A 20810-nucleotide genomic window follows, 5' to 3' on the forward strand; every position below is an offset into this window, starting at 1 on the left:
TTAGGCTGTGGACCGGGTCTTTGACAATCGAGCCACCATCGTCCCCGAAGCGGACCCTCCGGACCAGTCCGACCCGAACGGGTCGGACGGGTCGGACTCTCTTTTACGAGTCCGGCACCGACCTCAGCCGAGCAGCGCCGCCCGCTCCTCGGCCGTCAGCATGCGCCAGTGGCCCTCGGGCAGGTTGTCCAGTTTCAGCGGGCCGATGCGGACGCGGATCAGGTCGATGACGTCCAGATCGACCATGGCGCACATGCGCCGGATCTGGCGGTTGCGGCCCTCGCGCAGGATGAACTTCAGGCGGAAGCTCTCCATCCGGCTGACATAGGCCGGGCGCAGCTGGCGGCCGTCCAGCATCAGGCCGTGGCGCAGGATCTTCAGCTTCTTCTCGGTCACGTCGCCGGCGACCCGGACCAGATATTCCTTGTCGAGATCGGACTCCGGCCCGATCACCGCCTTGGCCACCACCCCGTCGGAGGACAGCAGCAGCAGGCCCCGCGAATCCTCGTCCAGACGGCCGATGGGGGGCAGGGAGGCGTCGGCGGCGGGGACGGGGCCTTCGCCGATGCGATTGGCCTCTGTCAGCAGGCGGACGGCCGGGATCTTGTCCGGCTCGGGCTGGCCCGAGACGTAGCCCAGCGGCTTGTGCATGACGATGGTGACCCCGGCGGCCAGGGCGGTCTCGGCCCGGTCGCTGAGGGTCAGGGTCTGGCCCGGCTCGATCTTGCGGCCGGCATCGGTCACGACCGCGCCGTCGATGGAGACCAGGCCGTCGGCGATCAGGGCGTCGGCCTCGCGGCGCGAACAGACCCCGGTCTGGCCCAGCCATTTGTTGATGCGGCTGGGCTCGGGACCGTCATACAGGCGGGAGAAGGCCATGCGGTCAGCCCACGCGCCGGAACAGCAGCATCAGATTGTTGGCCGGCATCTCGGCCCGGCGGGTCAGGTGCAGGCCGTGCGCCTTGGCCAGGGCGACGATGTCCTCGACCGCGCGCAGGCCCCAGGCCGGGTCGCGCGATTTCAGGCTGGCGTCGAAGGCTTCGTTGGACGGGGCGAGGGGCACGTCGGCCTCGCGGAACGGGCCGTACAGGACCAGAAGGCCGCCGGGATCAGGCAGGACGCGCCCGGCCCCGGCCATCAGACCCTCGTTCGCCGCCCACGGGCTGATGTGGATCATGTTGATGCAGACGATGGCCTGGACATCGACAGCGGGCCAAGTGTCGGGCTGTGCGGCGTCGAGGTCGAGGGCGGGGCCGAGGTTCGACAGGGCGGCGTCGGCGGCCCAGGCGGCGATGCTGGACCGGGCTTCGGGCGACGGGTCGCTGGGCGTCCAGCTGGTCAGGGGCAGGGCGCGGGCGAAGGCGACGGCATGCTCGCCCGAGCCGGAGGCGATCTCCAGCACCCGGCCGCGCTCAGGCAGGTGGGCGCGCAGCACGGCCAGGATGGCGTCGGTATTGCGCGCCACGGCCGGCGAGGCCAGGGCTCCGGGCGGGGCGGCGGGGGTCAGGGGATCCAGGGTCTGCACGCTTCGGCAGATACAGGGACGCGGGCGCGCGCGCGACTTGAAATCACCGCGCGTCGGGCCGAAGGACGGGCCGTGGCGGATATTTCCTGTGACATCCTGGTGGTCGGCGCGGGCGTGCTGGGGCTGAGCGTGGCCGTCGAGCTCATGGCGCGCGGGCGCGACGTGTGGGTGGTCGATCCGGGGGCGGGCAATGCTTCGGCGGTCGCGGCCGGGATGATCGCGCCGGGGTTCGAGACCCTGCTGGACGGCGGCGACGCGGCGCGGGGGGCGCTTCTGCGGCAGGCCGCCGCCCTGTGGCCCGACTTCGCGGCCCGGACGAGGATCGGCCTGGATCTGACCGCGGCGGAATGGCGGGGGCCTGATCCGGACGGGGTCGAGTCCCGCCTGCGGGCCCTGGGCTTCGCGACCGAGCGGCGGCCGCAGGGCGTGGCGGTCCCGGCCGACATTCGCATCGACGCGGGGGCTTCGATGGCGATCCTGATCGATGCGCTTCGCGGCCGGATCCTGCGGGCGGAGGCGCAGGCGGTGGACCCGGTCGACGCCGGCTGGCGAATCCGGACCTCAACCGGCGACATCGGGACGCGGCAGGTCGTGCTGGCGATGGGAGCGGCCATGAGTCTGGCCGGACTGCCGGACGCGGCGAGGACGCTGATCGGGGCGATCCGGCCGATCAAGGGCCAGATCGGCTGGACCACGGAGCGCCTGACGGACCGGGTGCTGCGCGGACCGCAGGGCTATGTCGCCCCGGGCGGCGGCGGAACGCTGATCGGGGCGACGATGGCCGAGGGGGCGCGCGATCTCGCGGTCGATCCGGCGGCGTCCGAGCGGTTGCTGGCGATGGCCCAGGGCCTGACCGGGCGCTCGCTTCAGGGCCCGGTCGAATGGCGGGTCGGGGTGCGGGGGGCCACGGCGGACGGTCTGCCGCTGGCCGGTGCGCTCGGAGGCGGGTTGCACGTCGCCCTGGCCCCGCGCCGCAACGGCTGGCTGCTGGCCCCGCGCGTGGCCAGGGCGGTGGTCGAAGGGATCGAAGGCGGCGTGCCGGACGCCGCCTTCGATCCGAGACGGCTTATGCGTCCGGCAGGTTGAAGCGCAGGCCGATGGCGACGCGCGCGCCGTCCACGGCCTGACCATCGACCGTGCGCGGGCTCATCCGGAAGTGGCGCGACAGACCCAGGGCCGCGCGGCCGAAGCCGTAGCCTCCGGGGGTTTCGGACACGATGGCACAGCCGCTGACGCTGCCGTCGGCCTGGACCAGACAGCTGAGCTGGGCGAAGCCGGAGACCGACTGCTGGAGAGCGCGATCCGGATAGGCGCGGGTCAGCTGGGCCGCGCTGGGCTGGCGGATCCAGCGCGGCGAGGCGATCACGGGCGGGCCGGCCGGCGCGACCTCCAGAGGATCCGAGGCGGTGCCCGTGGCCGTGCCCGGAGCGACGACCGTGGTGGTGGTGATGACCGGTCCGGGGCTGGCCGTGGCGATGTCGGAGATGACGGTCGGCAGGGTCTCGACGCTTTCCGGCGGCGCGGGTGTCCGGTTGACGGGCGGGTTCGGTGCAGGAGGGGTCGGGCTGGTCCGCGGCTCGGGGCGCGGCTCCGGACGAACCATGACCGTGTGGACGATGCGCTCCGGTGGATCGATGTCCACAGGCGCGCGGTCGGCTCGCTGGTTGTAGAGCACCACGCCCAGTCCGGCATGGGCCAGGGTCACCAGGCCGATGGCGATCCAGGTGGTGCGGGGCAGGGGACGTTTGCGCTCGCCGAAGTCGATCGGATGGACCAGTCGGGGTCCGCCGGCGGTTTGCATCATCATGGTCGTTCTCCCTCTCTAAGCCGCTCCCCAGCTGCCCAGAGGCGATGACGCGCCCCTCTGACGGCGGGATTGTGGCGACAGAAAACAGAGATTTCCGGGTGATCATCGATCAGGTTGGACCGACCGGCGGTTGGCCACAGGCCGTTAACCGACGTTAACGTTCGATTAACCGCGACCCGCGAGCCTTGACCCATGTCCGTTGGAGCGATTCCATCGTCGGGAGGGGTAGAGGCCGCGATCCGTCGTGCCTCCCATTCCACGGGCGTGGACTTCGACTTTCTGATGAAGACGGCGCGCCGCGAGAGCGCCCTGAATCCGTCGGCGAAGGCGCAGACCTCGTCGGCGGCGGGGCTGTTCCAGTTCATCGAGCAGACCTGGCTGGCGACGGTAAAACAGCATGGGGCGCAGCACGGCTACGGCCAGTATGCCGATCTGATCCACCGCGGCTCGGACGGACGCTGGCGGGTCGAGGGATCGGCGCGCAATGTGGTGCTGGACCTGAGGTTCGACCCCCAGGCGGCCTCGACCATGGCGGGCGAGCTGACGGCCTCCAACGCCGCCTATCTGCGGGGGCGGACGGGCCGCGAGCCGGGGGCAGGCGATCTGTACGCCGCGCATTTTCTGGGCCCGGCCGGCGCGGCCCAGATCATGGAGGCCATGGCGACCCGGCCGGGGGCGAGCGCGGCCGCCCTGTTCCCCCAGGCGGCCTCGGCCAACCGGTCGATCTTCTATCGCGACGGCCGGCCCGCCACGATCGCCGAAGTCCACGCCAATCTGCAGCGCACGGCGGGCGAGGGGGCCCCGGCCCAGGGCGCGGGCGGCCCGGGCCTGCCCGCGTTGGACGACAAGGACATGGCCATCGCCGCGCGGATGGACCGGCTGAAACAGGACCAGGGCCTGCTGGCCCTGCTGTTGGGACAGGACGGCGGCGGCAAAAGCGCCGGCTTCGGCGGAGCCTTTGGGCCGGAGCCCGAACGCGGCGTCTGATCGCGCATGGTAAACCGGGCGTTAAGCATGCGTGTGCATTCTGAGGATCATCCGCCGCCTTTCCCGAGCTGACATGACCGCCTACAGCGCCCGCCTGACCGAGTTCGACATCCGGCGCCTGATCAAGGCGACCGACGTCGACGAACGGGCGTCGGCGGCGCACAAGCTGTGCCGGAGCATGGATCGGATCGCCCTGGACGAGTCCGACCGCGAGGCCGCGCAGAAGATCATGCGGGTCCTGGCCAAGGACGCGGCGGAACTGGTGCGTCGCGCCCTGGCCGTGACGCTGAAGGCCTCCGACCTCTTGCCCCACGACGTGGCGCGACTGCTGGCGGCCGATGTCGACTCCATCGCCCTGCCGGTCATCGGCGCCTCGCCTGTCTTCACCGATGACGACCTGATCGCGATCGTTCGCGCCGGCTCGCCCGCGCGCCAGGTGGCGGTGGCGGCCCGGCCCCGGGTCTCGCGCGACGTGGCCGAGGCGCTGGCAACGGACGGCTGCGAGCAGTCGGTCCGGACCCTGGCCTCCAACGACAACGCCGATCTGTCCGCGTCGGCGATGAGCCGGGTGGTGGACCGCTTCGGCGCGTCGGCGGAGGTGGTCAACGCCCTGGCCTATCGCGAGGTCCTGCCCCTGGACATCACCGAGCGGCTGATCGCGGTGGCCAGCGAAGCGGTGCGCGCGCATCTGGTGTCGCGCCATGCGGTGGCCCCTGAAACCGCCATCCGCCTGTCGACCTTCGCGCGCGAGCGGGCCACCATCGATCTGATCGATCAGGCGGCCGGCGCCGCGGACATCGCCACCTTCGTGAGCCAGTTGAACACCCGCCGGGCCCTGACCGGATCGCTTCTGCTGCGGGCTCTGGCGCGGGGGCAGATGACCCTGTTCGAACACGGCATCGCCGAACTGGCCGCGACGCCCCATGCGCGCGTCTGGCTGATGGTGCATGACGCCGGGCCGCTGGGGTTGCGGGCCATCTACGATCGCGCGGGACTGCCGCCGCGTCTGTTTCAGGCCGTGCGCGCCGGGGTCGACACCTGGCGCCAGTTGTCGGCCGAAGGTGTCGATACGTCCGGCGAAGCCTTCAGGGAGCGGATGCTGGAGCGGTTCCTGACCCAGCGGCCGAACACATCGCGCGACGACCTGGCCTATCTGATGGAACGGCTGGACCGACCGGCGCAGGGGCCGGCGCGGATCGTGGCGGCCAACGCGGCCTAGGAACTAGGCGGCGCGGTGGGCGGCGACCTGGGCTTCCAGGGTCTCGGCCAGCACGCGGCCGGTCGGGTGGTCGTCGGTCTGGATCTGATCGCGAACGACGGCGCGGATGGCGTCGATATGGGCGTCGATCAGCAGCATGGGGGCCTCCATGCGCTTGATGGGATCATCCATCAGTCGGCATAGCGAGCCGGCCAGCCGCGTGACCAGCGGATACTGATAGGTGGCCCCCAGACCCTTGAGGTCGTGGGCGCGGAAATAAAGACCTTCGGCCGTCTGGGCGTCGTAGCCCTCGGCGCGGATGCGGGCCTGGGCGGCGTCCAGCTTGGTGACCTCGTCCTGCAGCCACTGGCCGAACTGGCCCGACATGGCCTTCAGGGCCTCCTCGGCGCGGGCGATGGCGTCGGCGTTGATGCCGCTGAAGCCGCCGCCGACCTTGGCGCGGAGCAGATTGGGCGGGCTGGTGACTTGAGCCGGGTTGCTCACGAATAACTCCTGCGGGCGACGTGGAAACAGATTGCACGCTGCCCCTTAAGAACCCGTCACCGCCTTGTTCTAAGCCATGAACTGTTCGGCCAGGACCCGTTCCTCGAACGAGCGGCCGGCGTCGAACAGCATCGTCAGGTCGACGTCCCGGCGTTCCTTGACGACGACCTTCGCCACGCGCCGGATCTCCAGATTGTCGGCCACGGCGCTGACCGGGCGCTTGTCGGCCTCCAGCACCTCGAACTCGACCGTGGCGCGATGCGACAGCAGGGCCCCGCGCCAGCGCCGGGGCCGGAAGGCGCTGATCGGGGTCAGGGCCAGCATGCTGGCGTCCAGCGGGATGATCGGGCCGTGCGCCGACAGGTTGTAGGCCGTCGACCCGGCCGGGGTCGCCACCATACAGCCGTCGCACGACAGCTCTTCCAGCCGGACCTTGCCGTCGACGCTGATGCGCAGCTTGGCCGACTGACGCGTCTGCCGCAGCAACGAGACTTCGTTGATGGCCAGGCCGGTGTGCACCGCCCCGCTTTCGGTCCAGGCGTCCATCTGCAGCGGATGGATGACGGCGCGGCCGGCGGAGGCGATCCGGTCCAGCAGACCCTCCTCCTCGTAGTCGTTCATCAGAAACCCGACCGATCCCCGGTTCATGCCGTAGACCGGCGTGCGGCGCGTCAGATTGGTGTGCAGCGTCTCGAGCATGAAGCCGTCGCCGCCGAGCGCGACGATGACATCGGCCTCTGTCTCGTCGACCGATCCGTAGAGCGCGGACAGCCGCCGGCGGGCCTCCTGCGCCTCGGGCCGGTCGCTGGCGCAGAAGGTCAGCCGGGGAGGGGATGCGGAGGTGGTCACGGTCACACGCAAGCCGAGGCGGGCGGCGGAGTCAAACGCCGTGCGTGACCGTCATGCCTCAGCGCCCCCGATGAGGGCGCGAAACGCGCGCGCCGCGGCCGAGGGGCTCAAGGCGGGGCGCGGCTGGTCCTGGCCGTCGCCATGCCCCGGCCAACCGCCGCTCAAGGCCCGGATCTCCTGGACGACGGCCGAGAAGACCGCCCGATCGATGCCGGCGGCGGCGCACAGCAGGAACAGGGCTTCGGGATCGCGGCGCTCGATGGCGGCGCGGACCTGGTCCAGGCTGAAGCCACAGAGCGTGGCCAGGCCGACCTGGAACAGGCTCAGACGCTTTTCGCGGATCGCGCGGATCAGAAAGCCCGGGCGCAGCTGTCCGGCGGCATCGAGCTTCTCGACGAGCCGCCGCTCCATCTCTTCGTGGTCGATCACCAGCGCGTCGTCGATCCCGATGGGTTCGGCCAGCGGCGGCCGCACGGCGGCGTCGACGGCGGCCGCGAGCCGCGCCTCGCTGATCTGGAATCGCTCGCGGATCGCTTCCTGGAGCGCCTGACCCACGTACAGGAACAGCTCTGTCGCCAGGGCTTCGTTCAGGCGCGGGTGCCGGGTGAGGGGGGCGCGAAGCGCCGCGATCCGCTGGGACTGCGCGATCAGGCGGCCGAGGGCGGCTTCGCTGATCTGGGCCGTGCGGTTACCGGCCAGAGCGGTCAGGATCGCCGGATCGCCCCGGTCGATGATCGCGTCGGCCACCGCGCTGCTGATCCGGGGGCGGCGCGCGACCTCGATCTGATGCTCCAGGGTCGCCTCGACCAGGACGCGCAGAAGATCCTGGTCCTTCAGCAGCGGACTGGCGGCGATGACGGGGCGCGCGATCTCGATCGCGTCCAGGGCGAGCATGGTGATCAGGGCCGGCGGGGCCCAGGCGGTCGAAGCCAGGCTTTCCGACAGGACCTTGCGGATGTCCTGTTCCGCCTGCCGGGCGATGATCATGAAGATCTCGCCGAGCAACGGAGAAGCCTCGGCGCCGGGCGGCGTGGCGTTGCACAGGTCGGCGATGCCTTGCAGCAGGCGGCGACGATCATCCGCGGTCTTGCCGCGCGCGAGTTGCAGAAGGTTCGACGCCGACGTCAGCGCATCGGCGTCGGAATCCGGGGAGGCCTGAAGGCGAACGGCAGCGGTCACGGCGGGCTCCGATCGGACGGTCTCCGAACAGCGACAAGCTTGACCATGCGGGATGAAAACTTGGTTAAATGGGATCAACCGGACGTGCCTTGACCCGACCTTTGGTTGACGCGAGGGTTTGGTGACCTGTTGAACTGGGAGCAGACCATGGCCGACGGTGCCGCATCGTCCTTGAAATCGCGTGTTTCAGCCGAGGAATGGCAGGTCCGTGTCGATCTGGCGGCCCTCTATCGCCTGGTGGCGCTGCATGGCTGGGACGACATGATCTTCACCCATATCTCCGCCCGGGTCCCGGGACCGGAGCATCATTTCCTGATCAACCCCTACGGCTATTATTTCGAGGAGATCACGGCCTCGTCCCTGGTCAAGGTCGATCTGGACGGCAACGTCGTTCAGGAGACCCAGAGCTTCATCAACCCGGCCGGCTTCACCATCCACTCCGCCATCCATGGCGCGCGCGAGGACGCGCATTTCGTCATCCACCTGCACACGGTGGCGGGGGTCGGGGTGGCGGCGCAGCAGGAGGGCCTGCTGCCGATCGGCCAGAACGCCTGCCTGCTGCAGCATCAGGTCGCCTATCACGGCTATGAGGGACTGGCGCTGAACCACGACGAGCGCGAGCGGCTGGTGGCGGATCTGGGGGACAAGCCGCTGATGCTGCTGCGCAATCACGGCACCCTGGCCGTGGGGCCGACGGCGGCGGCGGCCTGGGTCGGGATGTTCTTCCTGGAACGGGCCTGCGCCCAGCAGGTGGCGGCCCTGTCCGGTGGACGCGAGCATGTGCTGCTGGCCCCCGACGCGGCCCAGGCCGAGACCAGGGAGCAGGGGCGGGGGATCGGCTTCATCTCCAGCCTGGCCTGGCCCGGGGCGCTGCGCCTGCTGGACCGGAAATCTCCGGGCTACGACGCCTGATGTTCAGGCGCTGCCTCGCGGGCGTGGTGCTCGCGACGGTGGCGTCGTCGTCGGCCAACGCCGGGGCCTGGACCCAGAAGAAGAAGCGGGCACAGGTGATCGTCAAGGCCGAGCGCATGCGCGCGCAGCAGGGGTTTGACCCGGATGGTGTGCGGCGACCCTTGCCGGCAGAGCGGCGTGACGACGCCCTGAGCGGGTTCGCCGAATACGGCCTGACCGACCGGTTGACCCTGCAGCTCAAGGGCGACTGGCAGGCCGGGGAGGATGCGTTCGTCGACTACGAGGGTCGGGGACCGTTGCAGGCCGGCCTGGTCTGGCAGGTCTGGCGCAACGACGCCGGGGCGATCAGCCTGCAGGGCAGCTATGCGCGAGGCGGCGAGGGGCGCAATGCCGGCTATGCCGCGCCCGGGGTCGGGGACGACGAGGTGGAGGTACGGGTGGCCGGGGGCTGGTCGTTCGGGGCCGAACGGCCGGCGTCCCGTTGGCGGGCCTGGCTGACCCCGCGCAACACGTTCGTGGAATTGCAACTGGCGCGAAGGATGCGGAACGGGCTTCCGGACGAGACGCGGATGGACCTGACCCTCGGCCGGCATTTCGGCGAGCGCTGGATGGTTTTGAATCAGGTCTATGCCGGTCAGACGGATCGGCGCGGGTCGCGCTGGGTGCAGAACGAGACCTCGGTGGTCCGCCATGCCGGCGCGTGGAGCCTGCAGGCGGGGTGGCGAACGACGACCTCAGGTCGCGAGGCGCCGGCCTCGTCCGGACCGATGATCGGTGTCTGGCGGCGGTTTTAGCCGACGGCTTCGTCTGGACGGTGAAAAGCTCCGGCGAGTGTCCATACGGCGACGAAAGACCGCGACGGAAACCGGAACCGGCTGCGTTACAAACTCTTTGAGTTGCCACGCTGTGCGGACCGTCTATGGGCTGCGGCGAACGTCCTTGGAGTCGATGCCCGCGTGATCAAACGACATTTCTTCCTCGTGATCGCCGCCGTGGCGCTCGGCCTCATGATCGTGGCGGCCGTGTTGCGCGTGGCCTTCGCCGAGGACGAGACCGGCGGACCCGGCGGTGGGCCAGGCGGCCCGGGTGGTCGGGCTCAGGCCGTTGCGGCGGCCGTGGTCGGGACGCGATCGTTCAGCGACCAGATCGACGTCCTGGGCGTCGCCAGGGGCGAGCGTTCGGTCAACATCACCTCCAGCTCGAGCGAACTGATCACGCGGGTGTTGTTCCAGGACGGTCAGCGCGTCACGGCGGGAACGCCTCTGGTCGAGCTGCAGGCCCGCGAGGAGGAAGCCGGAATCATCGAGGCGCGCGCCCGGGTCGGCCTGGCGCAGCAGCAGTACCAACGCTATTCCACCCTGGGCGAGCAGGGGTATGCCCCGCGCATGATGGTCGAGCAGTACCGCGCCGAGTTGGCCAGCGCCCGCGCCTCGCTGCAGGCGGCGGAGGCGCGTCAGGGCGACCGGTCGATCCGAGCGCCGTTCAGCGGCGTGCTGGGGCTCAGCAGCGTGACGGCCGGGACGCTGATCAACCCCGGCGCCGTGATCACGACGCTGGACGCCATCGATACCATCCGCGTCGATTTCCCGGTGCCGGAGCGCTACATCAACGTGCTGCGGACAGGACTGCCGATCACCGCCACGGCGGACGCTTTCGGGGACCAGCCGTTCGAGGGCCGTATCGCTCTGATCGATACCCGGATCAACGAACAGACCCGCGCGGTGATCGCGCGGGCGGAGTTCCCCAATCCCGGCTACCGAATCCGACCCGGCATGTTGGTGCGCGTGGCGGTGCAGCAGGGTCAGCGCCAGAGCACGGCGGTTCCCGAAGCGGCGATCCAGTATGAGGGCGACGGTGCCTTCGTCTACCGCATCGCCGGAGGCGAGGAGGGATCCACCGCTCAGCGGGTCGAGGTCGAGACCGGGGTGGTCGAGAACGGATTCGTCGAGATCCTGTCGGGCCTGCGCGCCGGGGAGCGGATCGTCGCGTCCGGCCTGAACCGGATCCAGCCGAACTCACCCGTGACGGTGGCCGGGGCGCGGGCCGCCCCGACCTCGGGCACGGCCCCGGCGGCAGCGCAGGGCGGCTCGCGATGATGGTTTCCGACCTCGCCGTCCGCCGCCCGGTCTTCGCGGCGGTGGCGGCGATCGTGCTGTCGGTCGTCGGCCTGGCCGCCTTCTTCGTCACGCCGGTGCGCGAACTGCCCGATGTCGATCCGCCGACCGTCTCGGTCTCGACCAGCTATGCCGGGGCCTCCGCCGAGGTCATCGAGAGCCGGATCACCGAGCCGATCGAACAGGAGCTGGCGGGAATCCAAGGGGTTGAGCGGATCAACTCCACCAGTCGCGACGGACGGTCGAACGTCAACGTCGAGTTCGCGCTCGATCGCGACATCGACGTCGCGGCCAATGACGTGCGCGACCGGGTTTCACGGGCCCAGGGCTCGCTGCCCGACCAGGCCGATCCGCCCCAGATCGCGAAGGCCGACTCCGACTCCCAGCCGATCATGATCCTGTTCTTCCGGTCGGAAACGATGAACCGGCTGGAGCTGACGGATTATGCGGACCGCTATCTGGTCGATCAGCTGGCGACGGTTCCCGGGGTGGCGACCGTCAATATCTATGGCGAGCAGCGCTATTCGATGCGGATCTGGCTGGATGCCGATGCCCTGGGGGCGCGCGGTCTGACGGTCTCCGACGTCGAGGACGCGCTGTCGAGCCAGAACGTCGAACTGCCCGCCGGGACGCTGGAAGGCGCGGCCAAGGACTATACGGTCCGCGTGGCGCGAAACTATGCGCGGGCCGAGGATTTCGCCAACCTGCCGATCGGTACGACCGGAGCGGCCTCGGTCGCTTCCGGCAGCGGCGCGGCGCTCGCGGCCAGCACCACGGGCGCCACGGCGACGGGGGCCCTTCAGCCGGTGGCCCGGTACGTCACCCGCCTGGGCGACGTCGCACGCGTCGAGGAGGCACCCGAGGAGGACCGCCGCCTGTTCCGCGGCAACGGCCTGGACCAGATCGGCCTCGCGGTCACCCGCCAGTCCCAGGCCAACGACCTCGAGATTTCCAGCGGCGTCGAAGCGCTGATCGAAACCGTCCGGCCCAGCCTGCCGGAAGGCACCGAGCTGGAGGTCGGCTCGGACAACTCCGTCTTCACCTCACACGCGATCGACGAGGTCTGGATCACCATCGGGATCTCGATGGCCCTGGTGGCCTTCGTGAACTTCGTGTTCCTCGGCAGTCTGCGCGCGGCGATCATCCCGTCGATCGTGGCGCCCATCTGCCTGCTGGCGACCTTCATCGTGCTGGCGCCGCTCGGGTTCTCGCTCAATCTGCTGACCCTCCTGGCGCTGGTGCTTGCCATCGGCCTGGTCGTCGATGACGCGATCGTGGTGGTCGAGAACATCCAGCGCCGCCTGGACCATGGGGAGCCGCCGCTGGTCGCCGCCGAGCGGGGAACGCGCCAGGTCTTCTTCGCCGTTATCGCCACGACCCTGGTCCTGCTGGCCGTCTTCGCACCCCTGCTGTTCCTGCCCGGCTACGTCGGCCGTCTGTTCGTCGAACTGGCGGCGGCGATCGCTGCGGCCATCGCCTTCTCGGCCTTCCTGGCCCTGACCCTGACGCCGATGATGGCGTCCAAGATCCTGCGGCCTGCCGAGGGCGGCACCTGGATGGCGCGCAAGGTCGATGGGGCGATGGACAAGCTGAAGCACTCCTACGAGAATTCGCTGGGGGCCTTGGTCGGCAAGCGGGCCGCCGTCATCGCCGTGGCCCTGGTGGTGCTGGGCGTGGGCGGAGGCGCGGGGCTGATGTTCCTGACCCTGCCCAACGAGCTGGTTCCCGCCGAGGATCGGGGACGCGTCCAGGTCCGGGTCCAGGGCCCGGAAGGGGCGGGCTTCGACTACACGCGCCAGATCATGCTCGGCCTGGAGCCGATCATGGCGGGCTATCTCGAGAACGGCGAGGCGGCCAACTTCCTGATCTCCGCTCCCGGTTTCGGGGGGAGCGGCTTCAACTCCGGCAATGCGGTTCTGAACCTTGCGGACTGGTCCGAGCGGGACAGGACGGCTGACGAGATCGCTCAGGAACTGAACGGCAAGCTGCGGAGCCAGACGAGCGCCCAGGTGAACGCATCCACCCCGGGGGCTTTCCAGCGCGGCGGCGGGAATTCCAACTCGATCGAAATGATCGTCACGGGGGCCGAATACGCCGACATCTATGCGTGGCTTCAGCCGGTTCTGGCCGCGGCGCTGGAGAATCCGGGCTTTTCCCGCCCGCGACTGAACTATGAGCCCAACTCGCCGCGCCTTCTGGTCGACGTCGATCCGCAGCAGGCGGCGGCCCTGGGGGTTTCGTCGCAGGAGATCGGGCGGACGCTCGAGACCATGTTCGGGTCACGGCGTGCCACCACCTATCTGCGCGGCGGACAGGAATACGACGTCATCCTGCAGACCGAGCGGGCCGACCGCACCAACGTCACCGATTTGGAGACCCTGTATGTGGCGACGGGAGGCGGCAGTCTGGTGCCCCTGTCGTCGGTCGTCGAGACGACGCTGGCGGGCGATACGCCGGACCGGCGTCGTCTGGATCGCCAGCGGGCCATCAGCATCAGCGCCGACCTGAACCCCGGAACGACCATCGCCGATGCGGTGACCTTCTTCGACGATCTGGTCGCGCAGCAGCCTCAAGGCGTGGTCGCCATCCAGTACGGGGGGGCGGCGCGCGACCAGCAGGAGGCGGGCAATGCCGTGGGGATCGCCTTCGTCTTCGCCCTGTTGCTGGTGTTCCTGGCCCTGGCGGCCCAGTTCGAGAGCTGGATCACCCCGGCGGTGATCATGCTGACGGTGCCGCTGGCGGCGGCGGGCGGGCTGTTCGGCCTGCTGATGGCGGGCTCCAGTCTGAACATCTACAGCCAGATCGGCCTGATCATCCTGATCGGGATCGCGGCCAAGAACGGCATCCTGATCGTGGAGTTCGCCAACCAGCTGCGCGACCAGGGGCGGTCGATCCGCGAGGCGATCATCGAAAGCTCGGCCCTGCGTCTGCGGCCGATCATCATGACCTCGATCGCCACCTCGTTCGGGGCCCTGCCGCTGGCGCTGTGGCAGGGGGCGGGGGCGGGCAGCCGCCAGACCATCGGCGTGGTCATCTTCGTCGGCGCGATCTTCGCGACGACCCTGACGCTGTTCGTGGTGCCGGTGATCTATGGGGCGCTGGCGCGGTTCACCCGCTCGCCGGAGTACACGACCCGCAAGATCGAGGAGTGGGAGGCCCAGGAAGCCACCGCCAACGACCGCATCACCGCCGCGGCGGAGTAGGCTGGCGGCCGGTGCCGCGCCGCGTCGGCGCTCGCGTCGTCTTGCCGCTGGACGAACCGCTAGCGCGTCTGATAAGCGTTCGCAGGTAGCGGAGACTCACAGAGGGTCTTCGACAAGGCGAGCGTCATGAGCAACGTCATTTCCCTGTCTGAAGCCCGTCTGGGCGACAAGGGCGTCCTCACCCGGGTCGGCGCGGATGCCCGCGACGAACACGGTGCCGAGCTGGAACGCCGCCTGCTGGAGCTGGGCCTGGTCGAGGGCGCGGTGATCCAGCTTCTGCATCAAGGCGCGATCGGCAAGGATCCCATGGCGCTTAAGGTCGATGACATGCGGGTCGCCCTGCGCCGCCGCGAGGCCCGGGGCCTGACCCTCGAGTTGTTCGCAGAAGCCGCCGAATAGGCATGGACGTTGCCGTCAGGCCCGTCCGGGTCGCCCTGGTCGGCAATCCGAACAGCGGAAAGACAGCCCTCTTCAATGCCTTGACGGGGGCCCACCAGAAGGTGGCCAACTACGCCGGCGTGACCGTCGAGCGGAAGGAGGGGCGTATTCTGGGCGCATCCGGCCGGTCGATGTCGGTTCTGGACCTGCCGGGTACCTATTCATTGCGCGCCCGCAGCCCGGACGAGGAAGTCACCCGCGACGCCGTGCTGGGCCGGCTTCAGGGCGAGGCCGTACCCGATGTGATCGTGGCCGTGGCCGATGCGACCAATCTGCGGCTGGTGCTGCGGCTGATCCTGGAGCTGAAGGCCGTCGGACGGCCGATGGTCCTGGCCCTGAACATGTACGACATCGCCCAGCGTCAGGGGCTGCGGATCGATCTGGAGCGGTTGCAGGCCGAGCTGGGCCTGCCGATCTTCACCACCGTGGCGACGCGCAAGCGCGGCATCGCCGAACTGGTCGAGGGCATCGAGACGGCGGCGGGGCCCGGCTGGGTCTCGGCGGGGGAGGCCTGGGTCGCCCCGGATGCCGAGGCCCTGCGCGGGGCCCATCGGCGCGCCGAACAGATCATGCGCGACTGCGTGCGCCCCCCCGAGCGGCCGGACACCCTGACCGGCAAGATCGACGGTGTCCTTCTGCATCCGGTGGCCGGGCTCGCCATCCTGATGGTCTTGCTGTTCGTGATGTTCCAGGCGGTCTTCACCTGGGCCGGGCCGCTGATGGACGTGATCGAGGCGGGCTTCACCGCCTTGGGCGAGCTGGTGGCCACGGTGCTGCCGGACGGACTGATCCAAAGCCTGCTGATCGATGGGATCATTTCAGGCGTCGGGTCGGTGCTAATCTTCCTGCCGCAGATCCTGATCCTGTTCCTGTTCATCATCGTGCTGGAGGATTTCGGCTATATGGCCCGCGCGGCCTTCCTGATGGACCGGATCATGGGCGGGGCCGGGCTGCACGGCCGGGCCTTCATCCCCCTGCTGTCCAGCTTCGCCTGCGCCATTCCGGGCATCATGGCGGCGCGGGTGATCGATTCGAAGCGCGACCGGCTGACCACCATCATGGTCGCCCCGCTGATGACCTGCTCGGCCCGGATTCCGGTCTATACGCTGATCATCGCCGCCTTCATTCCGAACGAGACGGTCTGGGGCTTCGCCAACCTGCAGGGTCTGGTGATGTTCGGCCTGTACGCGGCGGGCATCATCAGCGCGCTTCTGGTCTCCTTCGTCATCCGCAAGGTGTTCTGGCGGGGGGCGGTGGAGCCCTTCATGATGGAACTGCCGGCCTATAAGACGCCCGACGCCAAGTCTGTGGCCATCAACCTGTGGATCCGCGCGCGCATCTTCATGGCCCGCGCGGCCCGAATCATCCTGCCGTTGATGATCGTGGTCTGGGCCCTCTCGACCTTCCCCTATCCGCCCGAGGGGGCCGTGGGGCCCGCCATCGACTATTCCTTCGCCGGGATGATCGGCCATGCGCTGGAGCCGCTGTTCGCGCCGATCGGCTTCAACTGGCAGATGGTCGTCGCCCTGGTGCCCGGCATGGCGGCGCGCGAGGTGGCGGTGGCGGCCCTGGGCACCGTCTATGCGATCGGCGATCCGGAGGCCGCGGGCAGTCTTCTGGGGGCGACCCTGGCGGCGCAATGGTCGCTGGCGACCGGCCTCAGCTTCCTGGCCTGGTATGTCTTCGCGCCCCAGTGCGTCGCCACCCTGGGCGTGGTGAAGCGCGAGCTGAACAGCTGGAAGTGGATGTGGGTTATGATCGTCTACATGTTCGCCCTGGCCTATCTCGGCGCCCTCGTGACCTATCGCGTCGCCGTCGCCCTGGGTGGCGGCTGAGGCCCGAACCGGGCTAAGCGGGCGTCGTGTCCGCCCCCGTCGTCATCGCTATCCTCATGGGCCTGCTGGGCCTGATCGTCGGCAGTTTCATCGCCGCCGTGACCGTGCGCCTGCCGCGCGACGAGGACATCGTGTTCGAGCCCTCGCACTGCATGAGCTGCCAGGCCCCGCTGAAGCCCTGGCACCTGGTCCCGGTGGTCAGCTGGCTGGCGCAGCGGGGGCGGTGCGCGACGTGCGGGGCGGCGGTGTCGCCGCGCTATGTGTTGATCGAGTGCGGCGCGGGGGCCATCGGGGTCTGGGCCGGACTGTTCGGGGCCGAGGCCGGGTGGGTCACGATCGGGGCCACGGCCGTGCTGGGCTGGCAGCTGCTGCTGATCGCCCTGATCGACGCCGAGAATTTCTGGCTGCCGGACGAGCTGACCCTGCCTCTGATCGGGACCGGGCTGGTGGCGACGGCACTGATGGCGCGGGCCTGGCCGGTGGATCAGATGATCGGGGCGGTGGCGGGCTTCGGCACGCTGTGGGCCCTGGCCGCGTTGTATCGGCTGATCCGCAGGCGCGAAGGGCTGGGTGGGGGCGATCCGATCCTGTTCGCGGGCGCGGGGGCCTGGGTCGGCTGGATGGGCCTGCCCAGCGTGCTGCTGTGGGCCTGCGCGGCCGGGATCAGCGTGGTGCTGACCCTGCTGATCACGCGACGCACCGTATCGGGCAGCGACCGGTTGCCATTTGGCACCTTCCTGGCCATCGGCATCTGGCTGACCTGGCTGTACGGGCCGCTGGGGGGGTAGGGACGGGCGGTCGAAAAAACACAGTCCGACCCGTCCGACCCGTCCGACCCGTTCGGGGACGGGGTGGTGTAATCGACAATGGCAAAGACCGCGATCGAGCCGTCAATGTAACACCGAATTGCGTCAAAACTGGTCGTAGTTCAGCGCCCGGTGACCAGCTTCACGACGATGTGGGCGGTGGTGTCGATGATGGCGTCGGATTTCGTGTCTCCCCGGCGCATCAGGTCGAAGCCTGCGGCGACGGATTCGACCAGGTTGGCGACCTCATAGGAGGCCAGGCGCGGGTCCAGGCCCTGGGCGTGATAGCCGGTGGCATGGGCCACGGCGATGCGCCGCTCCAGCGACAGGTGAACCCGGCGCAGACGGCGCACGCGCGCCTCCACGAAGCCGATCTCGCCCTTGTCGGCCAGCATGTGCTCGATGCGCAGGACCGGGCCGTGGTCGCGCCAGATCATCAGCACGTCGACGACGTAGGCGCGGGCGGCGGCGAACGCCTGGTCCGCCGACCAGTCGCCGTCGAGATGGCGCGACAGGGGCTGGAAATCGACCGCAGCCGCCTCGCACAGGGCCAGGACCGGCTCCTCCACCGTCTTGAAATAGGTGTAGAAATTGGACGGCGACACCCCGGCCTCGGCTGCCACCTCGGCGACGCGCAGCTCGCCCAGGTGGCGGCGCTCCAGCAGGCGGCGGGTGGCGTCCAGGATTGCCGTGCGCGTCCGCCCGCCCCGCGCCCCGATGCGGTGTCCCAGCTTGTTGATGGAGCGTTCTGGCATGGGCGTGACCGGGAGGCGCGGTGTCGATGAAAAGATCGCTACGGCCTTGGACGACGTAAGGGTTCCGTACGGACGGTCAGCCATCATAAGCTTAGCTGCGCAGACCCCTTATTTCAATGGCGTTTCCGACATTGAAAGCGAGCCAACAGTAGAAGCACCACACAGTGACCAATAGAATTTCTATGGGGTCGCGCCGAAGATTTCGCACGTTGCCCGTTCCGCTCTCTCCTAGGCTTTCAGCTCTGAAACAGGGGAATGATCGCATGAGACGAAGTCCGAACAGCCGGGACCGTTCGCGCCGCGCCTATCTGCCTGCGCTGGGGCTGCTGGCCTCGCTGTCCCCCGTGGCGGCGCAGGCGCAGGTCCAGGTGCCACCGGCGACCCCGCCCCAGCCCTCATTCGCCCAGCTGGGCGACGTCGTGGTGACGGCGCGGCGGCGCGAGGAGCGGGCGCAGGACGTGCCGATCGCCCTGACGGTGATCGGCGGCGAACAGCTGGACAAGACCAACACCTACAACGTGGGCCAGCTGACCCAGCAGGCCCCGAGCGTGCAACTGCTGTCGACCAACCCCCGCAACACGGCCATCACCATTCGCGGCCTCGGAGCCAGCTATGGCCTGGCCAACGACGGGCTGGAGCAGGGCGTCGGCATCTATGTCGACCAGGTCTATTACGCCCGCCCGGCGACGGCGACGCTGGACTTCGTCGACCTGCAGCAGATCGAGATCCTGCGGGGCCCGCAAGGGACGCTGTTCGGGAAGAACACCACGGCCGGGGCGCTGAACATCACCACGCGCGATGCGTCCTTCACCCCGGGCGGGGTTGCCGAGATCACGCTGGACAGTCTGAACCTGATCCAGGCCAAGGGGTCGGTCACCGGGCCGCTGGTCGGCGACACCCTGGCCGGCCGGCTGTCGGTGGTCTCGACGCGGCGTGACGGCACGCTGGACAATGTCCGCCTGGGCCGCGACCAGAATGACCAGCACAGCGTCGCCGTCCGTGGCCAGTTGCTGTGGCGGCCATCCGAAGCCCTGACGGTGCGGGCCTATGGCGACTGGAACCGCCAGCTGCTGGAGTGCTGCACCCAGGTGTTCGTACGGGTCGGCACCACGCTGAAGCCCGCCGCGTCCCAGTATCCGGCCCTAGCCGCCGGTCGCGGCTATGCCCCGCCTAGCACCAATCCCTATGACCGGCGGGTCGATATCGACGGCGACATCCAGGCCGACCAGTGGCAGGCGGGCGGGTCGCTGATCGTCGACTATGATTTCGTCGGCGCGGTTCTGACCTCGATCAGCGCCTATCGCGAATGGGACTGGGAGCCGGCGAACGACCGGGACTATACGGGCCTCGACATCCTGCCCAAGTCCAACAATCCGTCGCATCAGGATCAGACCAGCCAGGAGTTCCGCCTGTCGTCGACCGGCGAACGCACGATCGACTGGGTGGCGGGCCTCTATTATTTCAACCAGACGGTCTCGACCGACGGCGTCACCCAGTATGGCCGCGACGCCTCCTATTGGCTGCTGCCCGCGGGCACGCCCGACGCGCTTCTTGACGGCTATACCGCGGTCAACGTGTCCTCGATCGAGACGACCAGCTATGCCGCCTTCGGCCAGCTGACCTGGAACGTGACCGACCGACTGCGGATCACGCCGGGGCTGCGCTACACCCAGGAGGAAAAGTCCGGCAGCTATGCCCTGTCCGTGTCCGGCGGGCTGGTCACGACCGACCCGACCTTGATCTCGCGTCGGCTGGGCATCGCTCGCCCGCAGACCTATGCGGCCGAGATCTCGGACGGCAGCGTGTCGGGCCAGCTGGCCGTGTCCTACGAACTGGTGCCGGACGTCCTCACCTACGTCAGCTATGCCCAGGGCTTCAAATCGGGCGGCATCAACATGTCGGGCCTGCCCACCACGGCCGCCGGCCTGCCCGCCCTGGCCTCGGCCGAGGTCCGGCCGGAGGAGGTCAAGACCTGGGAACTGGGGTTGAAGACCCAGGCCTTCGGGCGACGGCTGACGGCCAATCTGGCCGCCTATGCGACCGACATCGCGGACTTCCAGGCCAATGTCGTCGACGCCGGACCCGGGGCCCTTCGTGGCTATCTGGCCAATGTCGAAAAGGTCGAGATTCGGGGCGTCGAACTGGACCTGAACGCGCGGCCGAACCAGGCGGTGGACGTCTATGCCAATGTGTCGTGGACGGACGGGGAATATGCGTCGTTCACCAACGGACCCTGCCCGCTGGAGCGGATCGGGACCTCGACGGCGGCGTGCGACCTAAGCGGTCAGGACCTGCCGGGGGTGTCGCCCTGGGCCTTCTCCGTCGGGGGCGAACTGCATCGGCCGGGCCAGGTGCTGGGGCAGGCGGGCGAGGTCTTCGCCGGGGCCGATGCCAGCTATCGCTCGACCTACAACTCCGACGCGGCGGTCTCGCGCTTCACCGAGATCGAGGGGTACGGCCTGCTGAGCCTGCGGGCCGGGTTCCGGTCGGACGCGGGGTGGGAGGCCTCGGTCTTCGTCAAGAACGCGTTGGACGAGGAGTATCTGCGCTTCGTCACGGTGCAGACGGGCAACTCAGGACTGGTCATCGGCGATCCCGGGGACGAGCGGTCGATCGGCTTCACGCTGCGGGCGAGCTACTGATTGGATTTCTCCCCTCCCGTTCATGGGAAGGGACGGCGCAGCGCAGCGGAGCCCGG

At 69.3% G+C, this 20810-nt stretch carries 18 protein-coding genes; 11 read left to right on the forward strand and 7 right to left on the reverse strand.

Annotated elements, in window-relative coordinates:
• Window positions 1-123 precede the first annotated feature (123 nt).
• Complete coding sequence (locus BZG35_RS07045) at window positions 124-879, reverse strand: pseudouridine synthase (protein ID WP_077355001.1); 756 nt, start codon at window positions 877-879, stop codon at window positions 124-126.
• Window positions 880-883: 4 nt separating this feature from the next.
• Window positions 884-1525 carry a DUF938 domain-containing protein gene (locus BZG35_RS07050; protein WP_077355002.1) on the reverse strand — a complete coding sequence of 214 codons (642 nt, stop codon included), beginning with the start codon at window positions 1523-1525 and terminating at the stop codon, window positions 884-886.
• 72 nt (window positions 1526-1597) lie between these two features.
• Between BZG35_RS07050 and BZG35_RS07055 the strand changes: the two genes are divergently transcribed.
• Window positions 1598-2611: an FAD-binding oxidoreductase gene (locus BZG35_RS07055; RefSeq protein ID WP_216351892.1), complete on the forward strand. Its 1014-nt coding sequence runs from the start codon at window positions 1598-1600 to the stop codon at window positions 2609-2611.
• Here the strand turns inward: BZG35_RS07055 and BZG35_RS07060 are convergent.
• Window positions 2592-3332, reverse strand: coding sequence for a TonB family protein (locus tag BZG35_RS07060; RefSeq protein ID WP_253189295.1), 741 nt, complete (start codon window positions 3330-3332; stop codon window positions 2592-2594). The two genes, BZG35_RS07055 and BZG35_RS07060, sit on opposite strands and share 20 nt — an antisense overlap.
• A gap of 192 nt (window positions 3333-3524) precedes the next feature.
• On the opposite strand from BZG35_RS07060, the gene BZG35_RS07065 reads away from it, so the two are divergent.
• Together BZG35_RS07065 and BZG35_RS07070 are read left to right on the forward strand one after the other, a co-directional pair.
• Window positions 3525-4319, forward strand: coding sequence for a transglycosylase SLT domain-containing protein (locus BZG35_RS07065; protein ID WP_077355003.1), 795 nt, complete (start codon window positions 3525-3527; stop codon window positions 4317-4319).
• 73 nt (window positions 4320-4392) lie between these two features.
• Window positions 4393-5538, forward strand: a complete 1146-nt coding sequence (locus BZG35_RS07070; protein ID WP_077355004.1) for a DUF2336 domain-containing protein — start codon at window positions 4393-4395, stop codon at window positions 5536-5538.
• A 3-nt stretch (window positions 5539-5541) separates the two neighbouring features.
• Here BZG35_RS07070 and BZG35_RS07075 read toward each other — a convergent pair whose 3' ends face one another.
• The 3 genes from BZG35_RS07075 to BZG35_RS07085 form a co-directional block, all read right to left on the reverse strand.
• Window positions 5542-6021, reverse strand: a complete 480-nt coding sequence (locus BZG35_RS07075) for an Hpt domain-containing protein (protein ID WP_077355005.1) — start codon at window positions 6019-6021, stop codon at window positions 5542-5544.
• Window positions 6022-6090: 69 nt separating this feature from the next.
• A complete protein-coding gene (locus BZG35_RS07080) occupies window positions 6091-6870 on the reverse strand; it encodes an NAD kinase (RefSeq protein ID WP_077357922.1) in 780 nt (259 codons plus the stop codon).
• Window positions 6871-6921: 51 nt separating this feature from the next.
• Window positions 6922-8049, reverse strand: coding sequence for a DUF2336 domain-containing protein (locus BZG35_RS07085; protein WP_077355006.1), 1128 nt, complete (start codon window positions 8047-8049; stop codon window positions 6922-6924).
• A gap of 147 nt (window positions 8050-8196) precedes the next feature.
• Here BZG35_RS07085 and BZG35_RS07090 point away from each other — a divergent pair, with 147 nt between their 5' ends.
• The 7 genes from BZG35_RS07090 to BZG35_RS07120 all read left to right on the forward strand — a co-directional run bounded on the left by BZG35_RS07090 (window position 8197) and on the right by BZG35_RS07120 (window position 17339).
• On the forward strand, window positions 8197-8961 hold the full coding sequence (locus BZG35_RS07090) for a class II aldolase/adducin family protein (RefSeq protein WP_077357924.1): 765 nt from the start codon (window positions 8197-8199) through the stop codon (window positions 8959-8961).
• Window positions 8961-9755, forward strand: coding sequence for a hypothetical protein (locus tag BZG35_RS07095; RefSeq protein ID WP_077355007.1), 795 nt, complete (start codon window positions 8961-8963; stop codon window positions 9753-9755). Before BZG35_RS07090 ends, BZG35_RS07095 begins: the two co-directional genes overlap by 1 nt.
• A 162-nt stretch (window positions 9756-9917) precedes the next feature.
• Complete coding sequence (locus tag BZG35_RS07100; protein WP_077355008.1) at window positions 9918-11057, forward strand: efflux RND transporter periplasmic adaptor subunit; 1140 nt, start codon at window positions 9918-9920, stop codon at window positions 11055-11057.
• Window positions 11057-14278 carry an efflux RND transporter permease subunit gene (locus tag BZG35_RS07105; RefSeq protein ID WP_077357926.1) on the forward strand — a complete coding sequence of 1074 codons (3222 nt, stop codon included), beginning with the start codon at window positions 11057-11059 and terminating at the stop codon, window positions 14276-14278. Before BZG35_RS07100 ends, BZG35_RS07105 begins: the two co-directional genes overlap by 1 nt.
• Before the next feature lie 126 nt (window positions 14279-14404).
• Window positions 14405-14677 carry a FeoA domain-containing protein gene (locus tag BZG35_RS07110; RefSeq protein WP_077355009.1) on the forward strand — a complete coding sequence of 91 codons (273 nt, stop codon included), beginning with the start codon at window positions 14405-14407 and terminating at the stop codon, window positions 14675-14677.
• Window positions 14678-14679: 2 nt separating this feature from the next.
• Window positions 14680-16551 (forward strand): ferrous iron transporter B, encoded by a 1872-nt coding sequence (locus tag BZG35_RS07115; protein WP_077355010.1) that lies wholly within the window; start codon window positions 14680-14682, stop codon window positions 16549-16551.
• 26 nt (window positions 16552-16577) lie between these two features.
• Complete coding sequence (locus BZG35_RS07120; protein ID WP_077355011.1) at window positions 16578-17339, forward strand: A24 family peptidase; 762 nt, start codon at window positions 16578-16580, stop codon at window positions 17337-17339.
• A gap of 140 nt (window positions 17340-17479) precedes the next feature.
• Here the strand turns inward: BZG35_RS07120 and BZG35_RS07125 are convergent, their stop codons facing one another.
• Window positions 17480-18112: a TetR/AcrR family transcriptional regulator gene (locus BZG35_RS07125; protein WP_077355012.1), complete on the reverse strand. Its 633-nt coding sequence runs from the start codon at window positions 18110-18112 to the stop codon at window positions 17480-17482.
• Between the two features lie 263 nt (window positions 18113-18375).
• On the opposite strand from BZG35_RS07125, the gene BZG35_RS07130 reads away from it, so the two are divergent.
• Window positions 18376-20754 carry a TonB-dependent receptor gene (locus BZG35_RS07130; RefSeq protein WP_077355013.1) on the forward strand — a complete coding sequence of 793 codons (2379 nt, stop codon included), beginning with the start codon at window positions 18376-18378 and terminating at the stop codon, window positions 20752-20754.
• Window positions 20755-20810 lie beyond the last annotated feature (56 nt).

It is taken from the genome of Brevundimonas sp. LM2 (assembly GCF_002002865.1).
Lineage (GTDB): Bacteria > Pseudomonadota > Alphaproteobacteria > Caulobacterales > Caulobacteraceae > Brevundimonas.

What these genes read in the sequence shown, in the direction of transcription:
- BZG35_RS07045 (WP_077355001.1), bottom strand. Translation starts at nt 879, where the DNA reads ATGGCCTTCTCCCGCCTGTATGACGGTCCCGAGCCCAGCCGCATCAAC.
- BZG35_RS07060 (WP_253189295.1), bottom strand. Translation starts at nt 3,332, where the DNA reads ATGATGATGCAAACCGCCGGCGGACCCCGACTGGTCCATCCGATCGAC.
- BZG35_RS07065 (WP_077355003.1), top strand. Translation starts at nt 3,525, where the DNA reads ATGTCCGTTGGAGCGATTCCATCGTCGGGAGGGGTAGAGGCCGCGATC.
- BZG35_RS07070 (WP_077355004.1), top strand. Translation starts at nt 4,393, where the DNA reads ATGACCGCCTACAGCGCCCGCCTGACCGAGTTCGACATCCGGCGCCTG.
- BZG35_RS07090 (WP_077357924.1), top strand. Translation starts at nt 8,197, where the DNA reads ATGGCCGACGGTGCCGCATCGTCCTTGAAATCGCGTGTTTCAGCCGAG.
- BZG35_RS07095 (WP_077355007.1), top strand. Translation starts at nt 8,961, where the DNA reads ATGTTCAGGCGCTGCCTCGCGGGCGTGGTGCTCGCGACGGTGGCGTCG.
- BZG35_RS07105 (WP_077357926.1), top strand. Translation starts at nt 11,057, where the DNA reads ATGGTTTCCGACCTCGCCGTCCGCCGCCCGGTCTTCGCGGCGGTGGCG.
- BZG35_RS07110 (WP_077355009.1), top strand. Translation starts at nt 14,405, where the DNA reads ATGAGCAACGTCATTTCCCTGTCTGAAGCCCGTCTGGGCGACAAGGGC.
- BZG35_RS07115 (WP_077355010.1), top strand. Translation starts at nt 14,680, where the DNA reads ATGGACGTTGCCGTCAGGCCCGTCCGGGTCGCCCTGGTCGGCAATCCG.
- BZG35_RS07125 (WP_077355012.1), bottom strand. Translation starts at nt 18,112, where the DNA reads ATGCCAGAACGCTCCATCAACAAGCTGGGACACCGCATCGGGGCGCGG.
- BZG35_RS07130 (WP_077355013.1), top strand. Translation starts at nt 18,376, where the DNA reads ATGAGACGAAGTCCGAACAGCCGGGACCGTTCGCGCCGCGCCTATCTG.